This is a genomic window from Sphingomonas populi (assembly GCF_004208535.1).
Lineage (GTDB): Bacteria > Pseudomonadota > Alphaproteobacteria > Sphingomonadales > Sphingomonadaceae > Sphingomonas > Sphingomonas populi.
Genome location: NZ_SGIS01000005.1, coordinates 92,292 through 110,005, shown reverse-complemented (window position 1 = coordinate 110,005; position 17,714 = coordinate 92,292). Strand labels below are relative to the sequence as shown.

At 66.7% G+C, this 17,714-nt stretch carries 17 protein-coding genes; 2 read left to right on the top strand and 15 right to left on the bottom strand.

The features are described from left to right. Positions 1–20: 20 nt before the first annotated feature. The 5 genes from infB to rimP are packed head-to-tail and all read right to left on the bottom strand — an operon-like array spanning position 21 to position 6,110. On the bottom strand, positions 21–2,801 hold the full coding sequence (gene infB / locus EWE75_RS04870) for a translation initiation factor IF-2 (protein WP_130155566.1): 2,781 nt from the start codon (positions 2,799–2,801) through the stop codon (positions 21–23). Beyond that, complete coding sequence (locus EWE75_RS04865; protein ID WP_130155565.1) at positions 2,802–3,665, bottom strand: DUF448 domain-containing protein; 864 nt, start codon at positions 3,663–3,665, stop codon at positions 2,802–2,804. It lies immediately after the preceding gene. After that, a complete protein-coding gene (locus EWE75_RS04860; protein WP_130155564.1) occupies positions 3,646–3,882 on the bottom strand; it encodes a tautomerase family protein in 237 nt (78 codons plus the stop codon). The genes EWE75_RS04865 and EWE75_RS04860 overlap by 20 nt, the downstream gene beginning before the upstream one ends. 6 nt (positions 3,883–3,888) lie before the next feature. Beyond that, positions 3,889–5,514, bottom strand: coding sequence for a transcription termination factor NusA (gene nusA, locus EWE75_RS04855; protein ID WP_130155563.1), 1,626 nt, complete (start codon positions 5,512–5,514; stop codon positions 3,889–3,891). Beyond that, positions 5,514–6,110: a ribosome maturation protein RimP gene (gene rimP / locus EWE75_RS04850; RefSeq protein ID WP_130155562.1), complete on the bottom strand. Its 597-nt coding sequence runs from the start codon at positions 6,108–6,110 to the stop codon at positions 5,514–5,516. Before rimP ends, nusA begins: the two co-directional genes overlap by 1 nt. Positions 6,111–6,275: 165 nt before the next feature. Between rimP and EWE75_RS04845 the strand changes: the two genes are divergently transcribed. Then, complete coding sequence (locus tag EWE75_RS04845; protein ID WP_130155644.1) at positions 6,276–7,481, top strand: PQQ-dependent sugar dehydrogenase; 1,206 nt, start codon at positions 6,276–6,278, stop codon at positions 7,479–7,481. Positions 7,482–7,552: 71 nt separating this feature from the next. On the opposite strand, the gene EWE75_RS04840 is transcribed toward EWE75_RS04845, so the two are convergent. From EWE75_RS04840 to rpiA, 5 genes are all read right to left on the bottom strand, one after another. Beyond that, positions 7,553–8,368 (bottom strand): Cof-type HAD-IIB family hydrolase, encoded by an 816-nt coding sequence (locus EWE75_RS04840; protein WP_130155561.1) that lies wholly within the window; start codon positions 8,366–8,368, stop codon positions 7,553–7,555. Continuing rightward, positions 8,365–9,348, bottom strand: coding sequence for a phosphogluconate dehydrogenase (NAD(+)-dependent, decarboxylating) (gene gnd / locus EWE75_RS04835; RefSeq protein ID WP_130155560.1), 984 nt, complete (start codon positions 9,346–9,348; stop codon positions 8,365–8,367). The genes EWE75_RS04840 and gnd overlap by 4 nt, the downstream gene beginning before the upstream one ends. A gap of 126 nt (positions 9,349–9,474) precedes the next feature. Next, positions 9,475–10,599: a transaldolase gene (gene tal / locus EWE75_RS04830; protein WP_130155559.1), complete on the bottom strand. Its 1,125-nt coding sequence runs from the start codon at positions 10,597–10,599 to the stop codon at positions 9,475–9,477. After that, positions 10,599–12,683, bottom strand: coding sequence for a transketolase (gene tkt / locus EWE75_RS04825; protein ID WP_130155558.1), 2,085 nt, complete (start codon positions 12,681–12,683; stop codon positions 10,599–10,601). Before tkt ends, tal begins: the two co-directional genes overlap by 1 nt. Before the next feature lie 107 nt (positions 12,684–12,790). Continuing rightward, complete coding sequence (gene rpiA, locus EWE75_RS04820; protein WP_130155557.1) at positions 12,791–13,471, bottom strand: ribose-5-phosphate isomerase RpiA; 681 nt, start codon at positions 13,469–13,471, stop codon at positions 12,791–12,793. A 125-nt stretch (positions 13,472–13,596) separates the two neighbouring features. On the opposite strand from rpiA, the gene EWE75_RS04815 reads away from it, so the two are divergent. Beyond that, positions 13,597–14,226 carry a DedA family protein gene (locus EWE75_RS04815; protein ID WP_130155556.1) on the top strand — a complete coding sequence of 210 codons (630 nt, stop codon included), beginning with the start codon at positions 13,597–13,599 and terminating at the stop codon, positions 14,224–14,226. 34 nt (positions 14,227–14,260) lie between these two features. Here EWE75_RS04815 and EWE75_RS04810 read toward each other — a convergent pair whose 3' ends face one another. From EWE75_RS04810 to EWE75_RS04790, 5 genes are read right to left on the bottom strand one after another with little or no spacing between them, the layout of a single operon-like run. Continuing rightward, positions 14,261–15,715 (bottom strand): hypothetical protein, encoded by a 1,455-nt coding sequence (locus tag EWE75_RS04810; protein ID WP_206364682.1) that lies wholly within the window; start codon positions 15,713–15,715, stop codon positions 14,261–14,263. A gap of 7 nt (positions 15,716–15,722) precedes the next feature. Beyond that, on the bottom strand, positions 15,723–16,232 hold the full coding sequence (locus EWE75_RS04805; protein WP_130155555.1) for a DUF2306 domain-containing protein: 510 nt from the start codon (positions 16,230–16,232) through the stop codon (positions 15,723–15,725). 20 nt (positions 16,233–16,252) lie between these two features. After that, a complete protein-coding gene (locus EWE75_RS04800; protein ID WP_130155554.1) occupies positions 16,253–16,666 on the bottom strand; it encodes a hypothetical protein in 414 nt (137 codons plus the stop codon). Positions 16,667–16,695: 29 nt separating this feature from the next. Further along, positions 16,696–17,232 (bottom strand): demethoxyubiquinone hydroxylase family protein, encoded by a 537-nt coding sequence (locus tag EWE75_RS04795; protein ID WP_130155553.1) that lies wholly within the window; start codon positions 17,230–17,232, stop codon positions 16,696–16,698. Beyond that, the gene (locus EWE75_RS04790) at positions 17,229–17,714 is read right to left on the bottom strand and encodes a disulfide bond formation protein B (protein WP_130155552.1); all 486 of its coding nucleotides are present in this window, start codon (positions 17,712–17,714) and stop codon (positions 17,229–17,231) included. Before EWE75_RS04790 ends, EWE75_RS04795 begins: the two co-directional genes overlap by 4 nt.

Below are 17,714 nucleotides of genomic sequence, written 5' to 3'. Positions count from 1 at the left end.
GAGGGGAGAGGGCTTTGTTTTTACAGCGTCCGTTCGCGCAGTTCGACCTCGAAGGTTTCGAGGAAGTCGCCCGGCTTGATGTCGACGAAGTTCTGCGTGAAGGTCACGCCGCACTCCAGACCCGCCCGAACTTCAGCAACATCGTCCTTGAAGCGCCGCAGTGAAGCGATTTCGCCCCGGTAGATGATGACATCCGCCCGCGTGATACGCGCCTTGAGCGCCTTGCGGATATTGCCTTCGGTGACGAGCAGACCCGCCGCCTTGCCGTGCTTGCCTGCCGAGAACACATCGCGGATTTCCGCGCGGCCGACCACGGTTTCGAACGCTTCCGGCCCGAGTTCGCCCGCCATGCCGGCGCGGATCTCGTCGATCAAATCGTAGATCACGTCGTAGTATTTGAACGCGACCTTCTGGCGCTCGGCGATCTCGCGTGCCTTGGCGTTCGGACGGACGTTGAAGCCGATGATCGGAGCGCCCGAAGCACCTGCCAGCGTCACGTCGCTCTCGGTGATGCCGCCGACGCCCGAATGCAGCACGCGCGCCTTGATGTCCGCGGTCGAGATCTTATTGATCGACGACACGATCGCCTCGACCGAGCCTTGCGTATCGGCCTTGACGACGAGCGGATATTCGATCGCCTGCTTGTCCTTGAGCGCGGAGAACATGCTCTCCAGGCTGGCCGGAACCGAGGTGGTGCGCTTGTTGGTGATGACGCTCTGACGATATTCGGCGACCTCGCGAGCGCGCGCCTCGTTCTCGACCACCGAGAGCAGATCGCCCGCGCGCGGTACGCCCGAGAGACCGAGCACCTCGACCGGCATTGAAGGACCGGCTTCCTTGATCTGCTGGCCCTTGTCGTTGGTCATCGCGCGGACCTTGCCGCTCTCGGCGCCGACGACGAACACGTCGCCGACCTTGAGCGTGCCACGGTTGACGAGGACCGTCGCGACCGGGCCACGGCCCTTGTCGAGCTTGGCCTCGATCACCGCGCCCTCGGCCATACGGTCGGGGTTGGCGGTCAGTTCGAGCAATTCGGCCTGAAGCTGGATCTTCTCGATCAGATTGTCGAGCCCGGTCTTCTTGAGCGCCGAAACCTCGACGTCCTGCACGTCGCCCGACATCTCTTCGACGACGACGTCGTACTGGAGCAGCGCCTCACGCACCTTCTGCGGGTTGGCGTCGTGCTTATCGACCTTGTTGATCGCCACGATCATCGGCACGCCGGCCGCCTTGGTGTGGTTGATCGCCTCCACCGTCTGGGGCTTGATGCTGTCATCCGCCGCGACCACGAGCACGACGATGTCGGTCACGTTGGCGCCGCGCGCGCGCATCTCGGTAAAGGCCTCGTGGCCCGGCGTGTCGAGGAAGGTGATCTTCGACTTGTCCTTGAGCGTCACCTGATAGGCGCCGATATGCTGGGTGATGCCACCCGCCTCGCCGCGCACCACGTCAGTGCCGCGCAACGCGTCGAGCAGGCTGGTCTTGCCGTGATCGACATGGCCCATGATCGTGACGACCGGCGGACGCGGCTTCAGTGCCGCTTCGTCGTCGCTGTCGGTCTCGATCGCGAGATCAATGTCCGAATCGCTGACGCGCACGATGTTGTGGCCGAATTCGGTGACGAGCAGTTCGGCGGTATCCTGGTCGATCGTCTGCGTCATCGTGACGGGGCTACCCATCTTGAACAGAGTCTTGACGAGGTCCGCACCCTTCTCGGCCATACGATTGGCGAGTTCCTGCACGGTGATCGTCTCGGGAACCTGCACGTCGCGGACCTGCTTGGCCTGCACCTCGCGCGGGCCGCCCATGCGGCGATGCTCTTTTTCCCGCGCGCGCTTGAGCGCGGCGAGGCTGCGCGCACGCGCACCATCGCTGTCGCCGAGCGCACGGTTGACCGTGAGCTTGCCGGCGGTGCGGCGGTCATCGCCCTTGCGATCCCGCTGGACCGGACGCGGCGGCTCGGCACCGGGGCGCTTCGGCGCGCCGACGCCCGAGGGCGCAGCGGATGCGGTCGTGCTGGCCGGCGTGTTCGCCGCCGGAGCGGGTGCTGGCGGGGGTGGCGGCGCCGGACGTGGCCGTTCGGGACGCGCGACGGGGGTGAACAGGCGCGGTGCGGGCAGGCTCGAGTCGAGCGTGATCGTCAGCGGCGCAGGTGGCGCCGGGGGTGCTGGCGGCGCGACGGGCGCGCGAACCGGCGCAGCCGGGGCTGCGGCCTGAACCGGCGCGGGGGCTGGCGCAGCGACGACCGGCGCCGGGGCTGGCGCAGCAGGCGCTTCGACAACCGGCGCGGGCGCGGGCGCCGGCGCTTCCACGACGGGCTCGGGCTTCGCAGGCTCGGGCTCGGGCGCAGGAGCCGGGGCCGGCGCTTCGGCGGCGCGGGCGCGCTCCTCGGCGCGGCGGCGTTCCTCGTCGATCGCGTCGAGGCGCGCACGCTCTTCGCGGCGGCGATTTTCCTCGAGCGCGTTCATCCGCGACTCTTCGGCTTCGCGCAGCAGCTTGGCCTGGAGTTCCTGGCGCGACAGCAGCGAGTTGGCGGGCGACACGGGTGCCGGACGCGGCTCAGGCGCACGCGCCTGCGGGGCCCGCGCCTGCGGCGCGGCTACGGGTGCGGCCGGCGCGGCGGGTGCGGGCTCAGCCTCGCCCGGGCGGCGCAGCGTGCGGCTGCGCTTGACCTCGACCACGACGTTGTTCGAACGCCCGTGGCTGAAACTCTGTTTGACCACGCCGGTCTCGACGGTGCGCTTCAGCCCGAGTGGCTGGCGCATGCCAAGTTTCGGCTTCTCGTTATCGGTATCGCTCACTCAAATTCCTCGTAACGTCGTATCGGCATCGGGCTCCGGCCCTGAAATCTCTGCCCCGGCGTCGTGTGGCGACGCCGATGCGCCCTGCGAGGCCGTTTCGCAAGGCGAGAGGATGGGGTCGGGTCCGAGAAAATGCAGCCAGCGGTGGAGCGCTTCTTCCACGCGCGCGGCGGCATCACGCTCCGTCAGGCCGATATGTACCACATTCTGCCGTCCAAGCGCCACGGCCAATGTGGTGCGCGGCACCGGCAAAACCAAGCCCCTGAGAACACTTCCTTCTTCATCGCGCCCGACTCGCCAGGCCTGGTCGAGCTTGCGGTTGCCGTCGGTGCCGGCATCGCAAGCGTGAAGCAGCAGGTGAAGCTGGCCCGAGCGCGCGGCGGCCTCGATCTTTTCGGAGCCGGTCAGCAATGTGCCGGAACGCGACTCGAGCCCGAGCCGGTCGAGCGCGGCGCGTTCGAGCGCGGCGACGAGTCGTTCGGGCAAATCGGCCGGTATCGCGATCGGCCCGGTCTTGAAGGCGCGCGCGAGCGCACCCTTCAGCTTGCCCTTGGCGATTGCGGTTGTGAGGTCTGCGCGCGTCACGCCGATCCACGCGCCCCGCCCCGGCGCCTTGGCGCGCACGTCGGGCAGCACCGCGCCGTCGGGCGACAGCGCGAGCCGCACCAGCGCCTCGCGCGGCGCGCGGTCGCCGGTGAGGATGCAGCGGCGGATAGGATCTTCTTTCCCCTCCCGCTTGCGGGAGGGGTCAGGGGAGGGCCTGTCCTGGGGAGTCGCGCCTTCGACAGGCCCTCCCCCACCCCCCCCCGCGTGCGGGAGGGGGGATTTCGGAGCGCCTAGCGCCTCATCGTGGGGATTCCGCATGTGCGTCCTCCTGCACGATGGGTTTCGGGGCGTCGCGGTCGGCGAGCAATTGGCCGGCCGCGCCGTAGTTTTCGGGTGAGACTTCCTCGATCACCACCTGCACAGCCGCCGCCGGCTTGCCCAGCCGCGCGACGAGGCTGGCGGTGACGTCGGCGACGACGCCCGCTTTCTGCTCGCGCGTGGCGGTGCCCGCCAATCGGATGCTGACAAACGGCATTCCGGCTTACGCCTCCTCGCTCGGAGTTTCGGCAGGCGCGGCAGCCGGTTCGTCATCGAACCAGTGCGCGCGCGCGGCCATGATGATCTCGTTGCCCTGCTCGTCCGACAGGCCGTACTCGCCGAGCACGCCGGCACGATCCTCGGCGCGGGTTTCGAAGCGCTTTGCCGCCTCTTCGTTTCGGCGGCGCTGTTCCTGGCGCTTCTTCTGGACGAGTTCGTCGGTGGCGAGATCGGCGAGATCGTCGAGCGTCTTGATACCGGCCTTGCCGAGCGTGACGAGCATCGCCTCGGTCAGATACGGCATCGTCGCGAGGTCGTCCTCGACGCCGAGTTCGCGGCGCAGCGTGCGGTTGGCTTCCTCGCGGCGTTCGAGCGCCTCGGTCGCACGGTTCTGCAGCTCGGCGGCAAGATCCTCGTCAAAGCCTTCGATGCCCGAGATTTCGTCGACCTCGACATAGGCGACTTCTTCAAGGTTGGTGAAGCCTTCAGCGACCAGCAACTGCGCGAGCGTCTCGTCGACGTCGAGTTCGTTCTGGAACATCTCGGTGCGCTCGACGAATTCTTTCTGGCGCTTCTCGCTCGCATCCTGCTCGGTGAGGATGTCGATCGCCTTGCCGGTAAGCTGCGAGGCGAGGCGAACGTTCTGGCCGCGACGGCCGATCGCGAGGCTGAGCTGATCGTCGGGAACGACCACCTCGATCCGATCCTCTTCCTCGTCGATCACGACGCGCGACACCGAAGCCGGCTGGAGCGCGTTGACGACGAAGGTCGCGGTGTCGGGCGACCACGGAATGATGTCGATCTTCTCGCCCTGCATTTCCTGCACGACCGCCTGAACGCGGCTGCCCTTCATGCCGACGCATGCGCCGACCGGATCGATCGACGAATCATGGCTGATGACGCCGATCTTGGCGCGACTGCCGGGATCACGCGCGGCGGCCTTGATCTCGATGATGCCGTCGTAAATCTCCGGCACTTCCTGCGCGAACAGTTTCTTCATGAAATCGGGGTGCGCGCGGCTGAGGAAGATCTGCGGGCCACGGTTCTCGCGGCGCACGTTGAGGATCAGCGAGCGGATGCGATCGTTGACGCGCACCACTTCACGCGGGATCTGCTGGTCGCGGCGGATCACGCCTTCGGCGCGGCCGAGATCGACGACAACATGGCCGAATTCGACGCGCTTGACGACGCCGGTGATGATCTCGCCCTGGCGATCCTTGAACTCTTCGAACTGGCGGTCACGCTCGGCGTCACGGACCTTCTGGAAGATCACCTGCTTGGCGGCCTGCGCGGCGATACGGCCGAACTCGATCGGGGGCAGCGGATCGACGATATAATCGCCGATCTCGGCATCCTTCTGGAGCTTCTGCGCTTCCTTGAGGTTCACCTGCTTGAAGAAATCGTCGACCGCCTCGACCACTTCGACGACGCGCCACAGCCGCAGATCGCCGCTGTTGGGATCGAGCTTGGCGCGGATGTCGTTCTCGGCACCGTAGCGGGCGCGGGCGGCGCGCTGGATCGCGTCTTCCATCGCCTCGATGACGATGCCCTTGTCGATCATCTTCTCGCTGGCGACCGCGTTCGCGATCGCGATCAGCTCGGCCTTGTTGGCGGAAACGGCGGTGGCCATCAGTTCAGTCCCTCATCTTCAGCGCTCTCCAGCGCGTCATTATCTTCGTCGACGATCTCTTCCTCGTCGGCGCCCTCGATCGAGAGCGGCCGGGTCGCGGCGATCAGCCGGTCGGTCAGCAGCAGCTTGGCGTCGCCGACATCGGCGAAACCGATCGTCATGTCGCCATGCTTGCGCACGTCGATAGTGATCTGGTCGCCATCGACGCTCTTGAGGATGCCAGTGAGCTGCTTGCGCCCCTCGACCGGCTGCGCCAGCACGATCCGCGCCTCATGCCCCGCCCAATCGGCGAAATCGGCGAGCCGTGTCAGCGGGCGGTCGATGCCGGGCGATGAGACTTCGAGGCGATATTCCTCTTCGATCACATCCTTGCCCTGCTCTTCGAGTTCGTCGAGCCGATCCGAGATGCGGCGCGACAGCTCCGCGCAATCGTCGATCGTGAGCTGGCGCGTGTCGGGGCGCTCGGCCATCACCTGCAAGGTGAGGTCGCCCGCGGCGCCGAACAGCTTGACGCGCACGAGATCGAAGCCGAGCGCCTTCGCCTCGGGGTCGATCAACGCGTTCAGCTTGGCCCGGATCAGATCGGGGTCCGCCATCGATGCTCCAAACAAGCAGGATTGTCGCCGGAACCGGGTGGCTCCGACCTCTTCACCATAACGATGTAGAGAATATGCCGGTGATATAGGCCAAGCGCGATGGGCTGGCAAGCGCCTCCGCGTTTCCACTTGGGAACACGGCGCGAGGCCGCTAGTTTGGATCACATGATCCTTCGCCCGCTCGCGCTGCTGCTGCTCGCCACCTCGGCCTGCTCCCCCTCCGCCAACGCCGGCGGCAACGCCTCCGCCACCGCGGCGAAGTCGGGGCCGCCGTTCGTCAGCACCAAGCAGGCGCAGTTCGATACGCCGTTCGCGATGGCGTTCCTGCCCGATGGCGGCCTGCTCGTCACCGAAAAGGCGGGCAAGCTCAAGCTGCGCGACGCGAGCGGCCATATCCGCGACGTGGCAGGCGTCCCCAAGGTGCAGGAGATCACGCAGGGCGGCCTGCTCGACGTGGCGGTCGCGCCCGATTTCGCATCGAGCCACGCGATCTACCTCACCTATTCGGAACCACGCCCACACGGTGCCGCGCTCGCGCTGGCGCGCGCGACGTTGGTGGGTACGCAATTGCAGGGCACGCAGGTGCTGTGGCGGCAGGGGTCTGATGGCAAGGGCGGGCAGTTCGGCGCCAACATCGCCTTCGCGCCCGACGGCAAATCGCTGTTCCTGTCCTCGGGCGAGCGCCAGCGCTTCACGCCTGCGCAGGACATCAACCAGAAGCTCGGCAAGATTCTGCACCTCTCGCTCGACGGCAAGCCCGCGACCGGCAACCCGTTTGCTCAGCGGACCGGCACGCCCACCGTCACCGTGTTCGATCCGCCCGACAACACCGGCGCGGCCTTCAAGGAAAAGGGCGCGCAACAGCCGGTCGAGGGTGGCGTGAACACCGCGCCCGCCGAGATCTGGAGCATGGGCCACCGTAATCCCTATGGCCTCGCGTTCGATTCGGCCGGGCGGCTGTGGGAGATCGAGATGGGGCCGAAGGGCGGCGACGAGGTCAACCTGATCCTGCGCGGCAAGAATTACGGCTGGCCCAAGGCGTCGAACGGCAACAATTACGACGGCACCGACATTCCCGACCACAAACCGGGCGACGGCTTCGAAGCGCCCAAGGTGTTCTGGAACCCATCGATTTCACCCGGCGGCATGATGATCTATTCGGGCGCGCTTTTCCCGCAGTGGAAGGGATCGATGTTCATCGCGGCATTGTCGGGCGAGGCCCTGATCCGCGTGAAGCTCGACGGCGACAAAGCCACCAAGGCCGATCAATGGCCGATGGACACCCGCATCCGCGACGTGGCGCAGGGGCCGGACGGCGCGATCTGGCTGCTGCAGGACGACGGCGCGCTGGTGAAGCTTACGCCGCGCTGAGGTTGGCTGGTGCGGGTAGCAGCACGCGCAACCGCCTCCCCTCCCTGGAAGGGAGGGGAGCAGCTTGCGCTTCAGGCTAGAATGATCTGGTCGATCGCCTGCGCGACGCCATCGGCGTCGTTCGCGCCGGTGATGTGCTGCGCGAGCGCCTTCACACCGTCCGGCGCCTGCCCCATCGCGATCGACAGGCCGGCGCGGGCGAACATCGGCAGATCGTTGAACTGATCGCCGATCACCGCGGTCTGCGACAGCGGCACACCGAAGCTTTCCGCCAGCGCCGCCACGCCATCGCCCTTGTTGGCGGCGGTCGCGGTCACGTCGAGATAATAGGTCTGCGACTGCGCGATCGTCGCCGAATCGCCATAAGCCGCGCGCGCGCGGTCGAGCAGGCCGGCGAGCAGCGCGGGTTCATCGCTGACGAAGGTGATCTTGTCGGCGCGATCGTAATACGGCGAAAAATCCGTGACCACGATCGGCGACTGGTTCGCCGACACGCGCTCGCTGTCGAAATGCGGCCCCTGTTCGGCAAGCGCATACCAACGGTCGTCGGCGAACAGCCACGGCGCGACATCGAGCCCCTGCGCCAGTTCGAACATACCCGCCGCGACGTGCGGCGCGATGCGGTGTTCGGAGAGCATCGTACCGTCGCGCTTGAACAGGATGCCGCCGTTGAACGCGCCGATCGGCACGTCGAGGCCGAGCGCATCGACGATCGGTTGCACCCCCGAACGTGGCCGCGCGCTGATGACGCTGAAGCCGATCCCCGCCGCTTTGAGCCGGGCGACTGCGGCGACCGTCCCCGCCGTCAGTTGCTTTTTCCGATCGACCAACGTGCCGTCGAGATCGGAGATGAACAGTCGAATGCCGTCCTTGGTGGCCCCGCTCATTGCGGCATTTCAACATGGCCGCCGAAGCCGAAGCGCATCGCCGACAGCAATTTGTCGCCGAACGTATGCTCGACCCGGCTGCGATAGCGTGCGTACAGCGCCGCGCTGAGCACGTTGGCCGGCACCTTCTCTTCCATCGCCGCGTCGATCGTCCACTGCCCCTCGCCCGAATCGGCGACGCTGCCGGTGAAATGTTCGAGCATCTGATCCTTGGCGAGACCGATCGCGGTGAGATCGAGCAGCCACGACGAAATCACGCTGCCCCGCCGCCACACTTCGGCGATGTCGGTGAGGTTGAGGTCGAAGCGCTCGTCCTCGGGCAGATGTTCGGAGGACTTGCCCTTGAGGATGTCGAAACCCTCGGCATAGGCCTGCATCAGCCCGTATTCGATGCCGTTGTGGACCATCTTGACGAAATGCCCGGCGCCCGCCGGCCCGGCATGGATGTACCCCATTTCGGCGCGCGGATCTTCCAGATCATTGTCGCGGCCCGGCGTGCGCGGGATGCTGCCGACGCCCGGTGCGAGCGCTTCGAGGATCGGATCGAGCGTCTTGATCGTCTCGGGATCGCCGCCGACCATCATGCAATAGCCGCGTTCGAGCCCCCAGACGCCGCCCGAGGTGCCGACATCGACATAATGGACCTGCTTCTCGGCCAGCGCCTTGGCGCGGCGGATATCGTCCTTGTAGAAGCTGTTGCCGCCATCGATGATGATGCCGCCGGGGCCGCATTGGTCGGCGATCGTCGCCACGGTCTGCTCGGTCGGATCGCCTGCCGGGAGCATCACCCAGTAGATCGCCGGATCGGCAAGCTTGCCCTGCATGTCGGCGAGCGAGGCGGCGCCGACCGACCCATCGGCGACCAGAGCGGCGACCGCTTTCTCGTCCCGATCGAAGACCACGGTCTCGTGGCCGGCGCGCATCAGCCGCCGCGCGATGTTGCCGCCCATCCGGCCAAGGCCGATGATACCGATCTTCATGAGGGTACTCCTACAGGTTTCGAAATGCCGTTCCCCCGCGCAGGCGGGGGTCCAGGGCAACAAACGTGGCGCTGCGTGACTCTGGCCCCCCGCTTTCGCGGGGGAACAGGTCAATGCGGCAGTCGATTAGGCGACCGCCGGCTGCTTCTTCGCGATCGCGCCGAGCAGATCGTCGAACGCCTTGGAGAAGGACGCGACGCCCTCCTCGACCAACGCATCGGTGACGCCGTCGAGATCGAGGCCGAGCCGTTCCGCCTCGGACAGCACATGCCGCGCGCCGGCGATGTCGGAGCCGAGCGTGTTGCCGGGGGTGCCATGGTCGCGGAACGCATCCAGCGTCTTGGGCGGCACGGTGTTGACCGTGTCCGGCCCGATCAGCTCGTCGAGATACAGCGTGTCGGGGAAGGTCGGGTCTTTGGTCCCGGTCGAAGCCCACAGCAGCCGCTGGACTTGCGCGCCCTTGGCGGCGAGCGCCTGCCAGCGCGAGCTTTTGCTGAACTCGAGGAACCAGTCATACGCCAGCTTGGCGTTGGCGATGGCGACCTTGCCACGGATCGCCTTGAGCGCCTCGCTCTCGGGATCACCATCCTTGACGCGCGCGGCGATCTTGTCGTCGATCTTGCTGTCGATGCGGCTGACGAAGAAGCTGGCGACACTGGCGATCCGGTCGATCGGCAGGCCTTCCGCCACGCGCTGTTCGAGGCCCTCGACATAGGCAAGCGCCACAGCCTGATAGGCCGAGTTCGAGAACAGCAAAGTCACGTTGACGTTGATACCAGCCGCGATCGTCGCGGCGATGGCGGGCACGCCGGCGGCGGTGCCGGGGATCTTGATCATCAGGTTGGGCCGATCGACCGCAGCCCACAATTTCTGCGCCTCGGCGATCGTCGCATCGGTATCATTGGCGAGATACGGCGACACTTCGAGGCTGACATAGCCGTCCTTGGCCTGTTTCGCCTCATAGACCGGCGCCAGCGTCTCGGCAGCGGCCTTGATGTCCTCAATCGCGAGCGCTTCGTAGCGATCCATCGTCGCCGCGCCGGGATGCGCCTTGTCATATTCGGCGAGCGTGGCGTCGTAAGCGTCGCCGTAGCCCATCGCCTTTTCGAAGATCGAGGGGTTGGAGGTGACGCCGGTCAGGCCGTCTTCCTCGACCAGTTTCTTGAGGCCGCCCGCCTCAAGGAACTTGCGATCGACGAAATCGAGCCAGACGGCCTGGCCGTGGCTGGCGAGATCCTTGAGGAGACTCATTATGCGTCCTTTCCGAGCAATGCGCGCGAGACCTTGAGAACGTTCTCGACGGTGAAGCCGTATTTGTCCTGCAACTTGGCGAGCGGCGCCGATGCGCCGAAGGTCGACATGGTGATCGTCGCGCCGTCGAGACCGACATAGCGATCCCAGCCGATCTCGCCGCCCTGTTCGATCGCGATCCGCGCGCGCACCGACTTGGGCAGGACGCTCTCCTTGTAGGCGGCCTCCTGCGCTTCATAGCGATGCCAGCTCGGCAGCGAGACGACGCGCGCGGCGATGCCCTGCTCGACCAGCTTTTCGTACGCGGCGATGGCGAGCGACACTTCGCTGCCGGTCGCGATCAGGATCAGTTCCGGGTTCTCGCTGTCGGCGAGGACATAGCCGCCCTTCATCAGACCTTCGGCCGATGCATATTTCTCACGATCGATCGTCGGCAGCGCCTGGCGTGAGAGGACGAGCGCGGTCGGCTGATCGCCTTCCTCCATTGCCGCCTTCCATGCGTAAGCCACTTCGTTGGCGTCGCCCGGGCGGATCGTGTCGAGCCCCGGTGTCGCGCGCAGCATCGCGAGATGCTCGATCGGCTGGTGGGTCGGGCCATCCTCGCCGACGCCGATCGAATCATGGGTGAACACCCACACGACGCCCAGCTCCATGATCGCCGAGAGGCGGACCGGCGCGCGCATGTAATCGGTGAACACGAAGAAGGTCGAGCCGTAGGCGCGCAGATATGACAGCGCCATGCCGTTGACCACGCCGCCCATCGCATGTTCGCGCACGCCGAAGTGGAAGTTGCTGCCGCCGTAATTGTCCGCCTCGAACGAGGGCGCACCCTTGATGTCGGTCTTGGTCGAAGGCGCGAGATCGGCCGCGCCGCCGACCAGCCACGGCACCTGCTTGACCAGCGCGTTGAGCACCTTGCCGCCCGAATCGCGGCTGGCGATGCCCTTGGCGTCGGTATCGAACGTCGGCAGCGCGGCTTCCCAGCCCTTGGGCAGCTTGCTCGCGAACAGATCGTCGAGTTCGGCGGCGAGTTCAGGATGCTCGTCGTGATATTTGGCGAAGTTGGCCTGCCACGCCTCGCGCAGCGGCACGCCGCGATCGGTCATCGCGCCCTTGAAAGCTTCGGCGACGCCGTCCGGCACGAGGAACTTGGCGTCCTCGGGCCAGCCATAGGCCTGTTTGGTGAGGCGGATATTCTCTTCGCCGAGCGGCTCGCCATGCGCCTTCTCGCTGCCGGCGCGGGGGCTGCCCCAGCCGATGATCGAGTGGACGACGATGAAGGTCGGCTTGTCGGTGGTCGCGCGGAACGTGTCGAACGCCGCCGTCAGCGCCGCGATGTCGTTTGCGTCGTTCACATGGATGACGTTCCAGCCATAGGCCTCGAAACGCTTACCGACGTCCTCGTCGAACGCGAGCGCGGTGTCGCCCTCGATCGAGATGTGGTTGCTGTCATAGACCCAGCACAGGTTGGAAAGCTTGAGATGGCCGGCGAGCGACGCCGCCTCGGCCGAGACGCCCTCCATCATGCAGCCGTCGCCGGCAACGGTGTAGACGTCGTGGTCGAAAAGCGTGAAGCCGGGCTTGTTGTAGCGCGCGGCGAGCCAGCGCTCGGCGATCGCCATGCCGACCGAGTTGCTGCACCCAGCCCCGAGCGGGCCAGTGGTGGTCTCGACGCCGGTGGTGTGGCGATATTCGGGGTGGCCCGGCGTCTTCGAGTTGAGCTGGCGGAAGCCCTTCAGATCGTCGAGGCTGAGCGCGAGCTTGCCGCTCTTCTTGCCGTCTTTGTCGATCTCTTCGATGCCGGCGAGGTGGATCAGCGAATAGAGCAGCATCGAGGCATGGCCGACCGACAGCACGAAGCGGTCGCGGTTGGGCCAGTCGGGCGTGGCCGGATCGTAGCGCAGGAACTTGGTCCAGATCGTGTGACCGACCGGGGCGAGCGCCATCGGCGTGCCGGGATGCCCCGAATTGGCGGCCTGCACCGCATCCATCGACAGCGTGCGAATCGTATCGATCGCCAGACGCTCGGGCGATCCGTCTTCGTGCAGATCCGGCGTGGTGCTCACCGTCGGGGCATCGGACATTCAAAGGGCCTTTCTCTTCGTCAACGGCTAACGCCATCGCGCTGATGTGGTTGCGTGGCGGCCGTCCGAATTTTGCGCTCGAACGACTGCCTGCGTTATGATCTTCCCTACACGGGCCGGTCGATACGTGTCACCTGCCCTTGTTTGCAGATGATAGCGCTATCAATTTCACGAAGGAAGAGGCCGTGAGCGAGCACGCCGGGGATCGCCGCCAAGGCCGCGTCGAGCGCGAGCGGATCGTCCAGCGCGGCGAAATGGCAGTCGAGCACGAGATTGTCCTGATCGGTGCGGAACGGCGTGGCGTCTCCCCCGCGCAGCGCCACGGTCGCGCCGAGATCGGTCAGCCGACCCGCCACGAAGCTGCGCGCGAACGGCAGCACCTCGACCGGCAGCTTGGCCGCGCCGATCGCGGCGACGCGCTTCGATCCGTCGGCGATGACGATCATGCGCGCGGCGGATTCGGCGACGATCTTCTCGCGCAGCATCGCCCCGCCCGCGCCCTTGATCGCGTAGAGCCGAGCGTCGATCTCATCGGTGCCGTCGATGGCGAGATCGGTCGCGGCGACATCGGCGAAGTTGAGCATTTCGATCCCGAGGGCGCGCGCCTGCTCGGCGCTGCGTAGCGAGGTGGCGACCGCGCGCACCCGCAAGCCCGCCCGCACGCGCTCGCCGAGCCGGTCAATCGCGAAGGCGGCGGTCGATCCGGTGCCGAGGCCCACGAGCATGCCGTCGGCGATCTCATCGACCGCAGCGTTGGCCGCTCCGCGTTTATCTTCGTCCGTTGTCATCCCGGCCTTTTCGCACTCTCTTATGACAGAGCTAAGGTGCGTGGCGGCGAATTTCCATCCGCGCCTACGGCCAGCACCATTTTTACACTGGCGAGATGCGCCATGTTCGGGGCAGAGCGAGCGACATGATCGAAAAGATACTCGGCTTCCTCGCCACCATCATCATCGCCATCATTTCCAGCGGCGGCTATCTCGGCATTGCGCTGCTGATGGCGATCGAATCGGCGTGCATCCCGCTCCCCTCCGAAATCATCATGCCGTTCGCCGGCTATCTGGTCTGGAAGGGCGAGTTGAACCTGCTGCTCGTCGCCACCGCCGGCGCGATCGGCTGCAATCTCGGCTCGATCGTCGCTTATGAGATCGGCAAGCGCGGCGGGCGCCCGCTCGCGGAGCGCTGGGGGCGGTATGTGCTGGTCGGGCCGGGCGAACTCGACACCGCCGACCGCTTCTTCGCGCGCTTCGGCGGACCGGCGGTGCTGATCGCGCGACTGCTGCCGCTGATCCGCTCATTCATCGCCTTTCCGGCCGGCGTCGCGCGGATGCCGCTGGTGCCATTTCACCTCTACACCTTCATCGGATCGTGGCCGTGGTGTTTCGCGCTGGCGTGGCTCGGCGCGACGCTCGGCGAGAAATGGGACAGCGACCCGCGCGTGAAGGCGGCGTTCCACAGCGCCGACGTGGTGATCGCGGGTGTGTTGTTAGCGGCGGTCGCGTTCTTCGTGTGGCACCGCGTGCGGGGGATGAAGCGGCGCTAAGCGTCTCCCTTCGCTCGCCACGAACGGTTGGTTGTTATCGCGCCCGCCGTTCCGCCCCGCGCGTCCACAGAACCAGCAACACCAGCAACGGCACCGCGATGTCGAGGTACAGGAAGAAGCCGCGCCACGCGCTCCAGCCGAAGAAATCGCCCGGGATGGTGTTGATATTGCCGGGCAGGAACATCGCCAGGATCGTGCGATCCCAGAGGGGATTGGCATAGGCTTCCGAGCCGAAGACGTCGGTCGAAGCGATCATCAGGTTGATCGCCACCGATAGCCCAAGCACCGCGACCAGCGCCGCGCGCTGCCACGCCCGGCGCGAGCCCGCCCACAAGGCCGCCAGTCCGATCGCAAGGAAAGGGATCGCCGGCACCGAATGGCGCGGGCCGATCGACGCGCCGCCGTCCCAATAGACATAGGACGCGTTGACCATCAGCACGATCGCGACCACCGCCGCCGCCAGCACGCCGAGGTCACGCGTTTCGCGCGCGCGGATCATGGAGACCAGCCCCAGCGCGCCCAGCACGATAACCGGCGACACCCACAGCAACCCGCGCCGCACCCCGAACAGGATGCCGAACAGCGCGCCCGGCTTGGGATAGGTCAGCCCGAACAGCCCCTGCTGCATGCCGTTGAACCCGACCACGCCCTGATAGCCGAGCCGGAACAGCGTGCCGAACGCGAACAGATTGTAGGCGAACAACGGCAGTACCGCGACGATCCCCGCGCCGACCGCCATCGCCAGCACGCGGCCGCGCACCGGCCAAGCGACGTCCCGCGTCCGCCACAACGCCCAGCCGGCGATCGCGACACCACCGAGCGCTGCCTGAAATTCGATCACCACCGCCCAGCCGAGCGCCAGCCCCGCCATCAGCGGGTAGCGCCAGCGCGTCAGCTCCCCGTCCCCGCTCGTGCCGCGCCAGATCGCCCAGGTCGCGATCAACAGCAGCGCCGCGACCGGCGCGTGGCCGAGCATCGTCGTCGACCAACCCCACACGATCGACCCCAAGGCATAGCCAAGCGCAGCATACAGCCCAGCCGCCGGGCTGCCGGTGATGCCGGTGGCGAGATCGAGCAACAGCACTGCCGCGAAGGCGGTGAGCAGCGCCGCGCCCAGCGCCACCGCCACGCACAACCGGAGCGCCATGAAGCGCATCAGTCGGGGGTTGGTCACATCGATCACCAGTTCCTGCGTCTCGCCGCCGGTGATCTTGCCCACGCCCCAGACGAATGGCACCGCCATCAGCGTCATGCCCGGCGCCTTATCCATGTAATAATGGTCGCCGAACTGCGCCTTGTCGATCGTCAGCGACTGATAGCGATCGATCGTCGCCTCGCCACGCTCGGCGATCGAGAAGGCGGCGAACAGCCGGGTCGCATTGTTGGGGTTGAGCGGCCACGAGCCGAACCACGCGCAGGAAAACCACACCAGCGCGAACAGCACCAGCGCGACGCCGTGCGGCCCGCGCACCATCGGCTTCGTTTGCATCACGCGCTCAGCCGAACAACCAGGTGCCGAGCATGCGGCCGAACGGCAAGGTGAAGAAACCGGCGATCAGCAGCGCCCCCGTCACCATGCCGCGCACATAGCGACGGTGCGATTCGATGCGGTGCGTCGCCGCCGTCCACCACACCATCGGCGCGGCGACCACCACATATAGCGATATGATGTGGATGACGCTGAAATGGCCGGGGTTCGACTGGCGCACCCAGAAGGTAATCACGGCGGTGAGGAACATCGCCGCCACCCAGAGCTTGCCGAGCGCGCGATGCGGCGCGTCGCCACGCCGCCGCAGCAGCATCACCGGCGTCAGCCCCAGCGCGACGGCGATGGTGGCGAGATGCGCCCAGACGATCGCCGGCACCTCGCCCCAATGCGACCGGCCACGCACGAGCGCGACCAGCACCACGCCGGACAGCAGGATCGCGCCCGCCGCCAGCGCCTTTTCATAACCGTCCGCCACCAGCGGCCTGTGCGGCCGCGCACCGGCTGTTACGCTTGTCATACGTGCCCCCCGGCGTGACGTTATTGGTCGATCGTCGACTCGAGCACACGCTGGTCACGCGCGCGCTCCTTGTTGGTGGCGCGGTTGATCTGCGAATTCTGCAGGAAGCAGCCCGTCGCGCCGCCTGGCCCGACGTTGCTGCAACTGCCAACCCCAGTGTCGCCGACATGATCGTTGGCGACGACTTTCGACGCCCAGCTCTCGTTCTCGGGCGTCACCTTGAAGTCGCGCAATTCCTTGGGAATGCGGAACTGCTCGCTCGCCGGGCGACGGACGCAGACGACGACTTCGGCGCCGTCATTGTCGGTCGGGCATTTCTGGTCGCCGTAGATCACGAGCGACGGAATCGGCTTGCCCTGCGCCGCCACTTGCGCGGGCGCGGCGGCGAGTGCCGCGGCCATCCCGGCCATCACGATCGAAACCATCTTCTTCATCGCGTCACTCCCGTAACGGGCACCGCCCGTCAAATGCGTTTCGCCGCGGCGATGACGACGCGACACCCGAGCCGGATCGCCCCGCTCAGCAACAGATAGGCCGGCGCGCTCTCGGCACCCGAGGCGAGCGCGGTTTCGCGGTGCTCGACCTCCTCGGCCTGGAACTCCAGCACCGCCGCCGACAATTCCGGGTCCGACGTGCCCAGCGCTTCGAGCTGATCGGCATAATGTTTGTCGATCTCGGTCTCGACCGCAGCGGTGCAGGCCATCGCCGCTTCGGGGCCGAGCGCCGCCGTCACCGCGCCCAACGTGAAACCCGCCACATCCCAGAACGGTTGCAGCACCGTCGGGCGTACACCGCGCGCAACGATCATCGTGTCGAAAAACGCGCGGTGGCGCTGCTCCTGATTGGCCATACCGGCGATCGCGCGCGCGGCGGGAGTACGATCCCCCATCACCGCGAGTTGCCCCGCGTAAATCCGCGTCGCGCCATATTCGCCGGCCTGATCGACACGCACCATCGATCGCGTGTCGCGCCGGGCGTCGCCGGGCTTCCAGCCGCTCATCTTCTGCCCTTCGGCAGCAGCGCGACGATGACCAGCGCGGCAGGGATCGAGACGAGCGCGTTGAACCCCGCGAGCGAGATGCCGAACGCGGTCCATTGTGGCACGTCGCAGCGCACCACCGGCGCCTTCATGATCCGCGCCAGCATGTCATCGACCGAGCCGCCATGCCCGGCCATCGTCGAGGTGCATTCGGTGAAGCCCTGCCACCAATGATATTCGACGCCGGCATGGAACACGCCGATCGCCCCGCTGACGAAGATCGCGAGCGCGGCGCAGAGGATCAGCAACCGGCCAGCCCGCGCGGGCACGACGAAGGCGGCCAGCGCGAACAGGAGCGCAGCGAAATGCGGATAGCGCTGCCACCAGCACATCTCGCACGGGTAGAGATGGCCGATATATTGAAAGCCATATGCCCCGGCGATCAGCGCGGCGGGGACGATGAGCGCGATCCAGCGCGCGCGGGCGATGCGGTCGGTGCCCAT

Coding starts and splice junctions, on each gene's coding strand:
- EWE75_RS04865 (WP_130155565.1), bottom strand. CDS start 3,665: ATGCGGAATCCCCACGATGAGGCGCTAGGCGCTCCGAAATCCCCCCTC.
- EWE75_RS04860 (WP_130155564.1), bottom strand. CDS start 3,882: ATGCCGTTTGTCAGCATCCGATTGGCGGGCACCGCCACGCGCGAGCAG.
- nusA (WP_130155563.1), bottom strand. CDS start 5,514: ATGGCCACCGCCGTTTCCGCCAACAAGGCCGAGCTGATCGCGATCGCG.
- rimP (WP_130155562.1), bottom strand. CDS start 6,110: ATGGCGGACCCCGATCTGATCCGGGCCAAGCTGAACGCGTTGATCGAC.
- EWE75_RS04845 (WP_130155644.1), top strand. CDS start 6,276: ATGATCCTTCGCCCGCTCGCGCTGCTGCTGCTCGCCACCTCGGCCTGC.
- EWE75_RS04840 (WP_130155561.1), bottom strand. CDS start 8,368: ATGAGCGGGGCCACCAAGGACGGCATTCGACTGTTCATCTCCGATCTC.
- gnd (WP_130155560.1), bottom strand. CDS start 9,348: ATGAAGATCGGTATCATCGGCCTTGGCCGGATGGGCGGCAACATCGCG.
- tal (WP_130155559.1), bottom strand. CDS start 10,599: ATGAGTCTCCTCAAGGATCTCGCCAGCCACGGCCAGGCCGTCTGGCTC.
- tkt (WP_130155558.1), bottom strand. CDS start 12,683: ATGTCCGATGCCCCGACGGTGAGCACCACGCCGGATCTGCACGAAGAC.
- rpiA (WP_130155557.1), bottom strand. CDS start 13,471: ATGACAACGGACGAAGATAAACGCGGAGCGGCCAACGCTGCGGTCGAT.
- EWE75_RS04815 (WP_130155556.1), top strand. CDS start 13,597: ATGATCGAAAAGATACTCGGCTTCCTCGCCACCATCATCATCGCCATC.
- EWE75_RS04810 (WP_206364682.1), bottom strand. CDS start 15,715: ATGCAAACGAAGCCGATGGTGCGCGGGCCGCACGGCGTCGCGCTGGTG.
- EWE75_RS04805 (WP_130155555.1), bottom strand. CDS start 16,232: ATGACAAGCGTAACAGCCGGTGCGCGGCCGCACAGGCCGCTGGTGGCG.
- EWE75_RS04800 (WP_130155554.1), bottom strand. CDS start 16,666: ATGAAGAAGATGGTTTCGATCGTGATGGCCGGGATGGCCGCGGCACTC.
- EWE75_RS04795 (WP_130155553.1), bottom strand. CDS start 17,232: ATGAGCGGCTGGAAGCCCGGCGACGCCCGGCGCGACACGCGATCGATG.
- EWE75_RS04790 (WP_130155552.1), bottom strand. CDS start 17,714: ATGGGCACCGACCGCATCGCCCGCGCGCGCTGGATCGCGCTCATCGTC.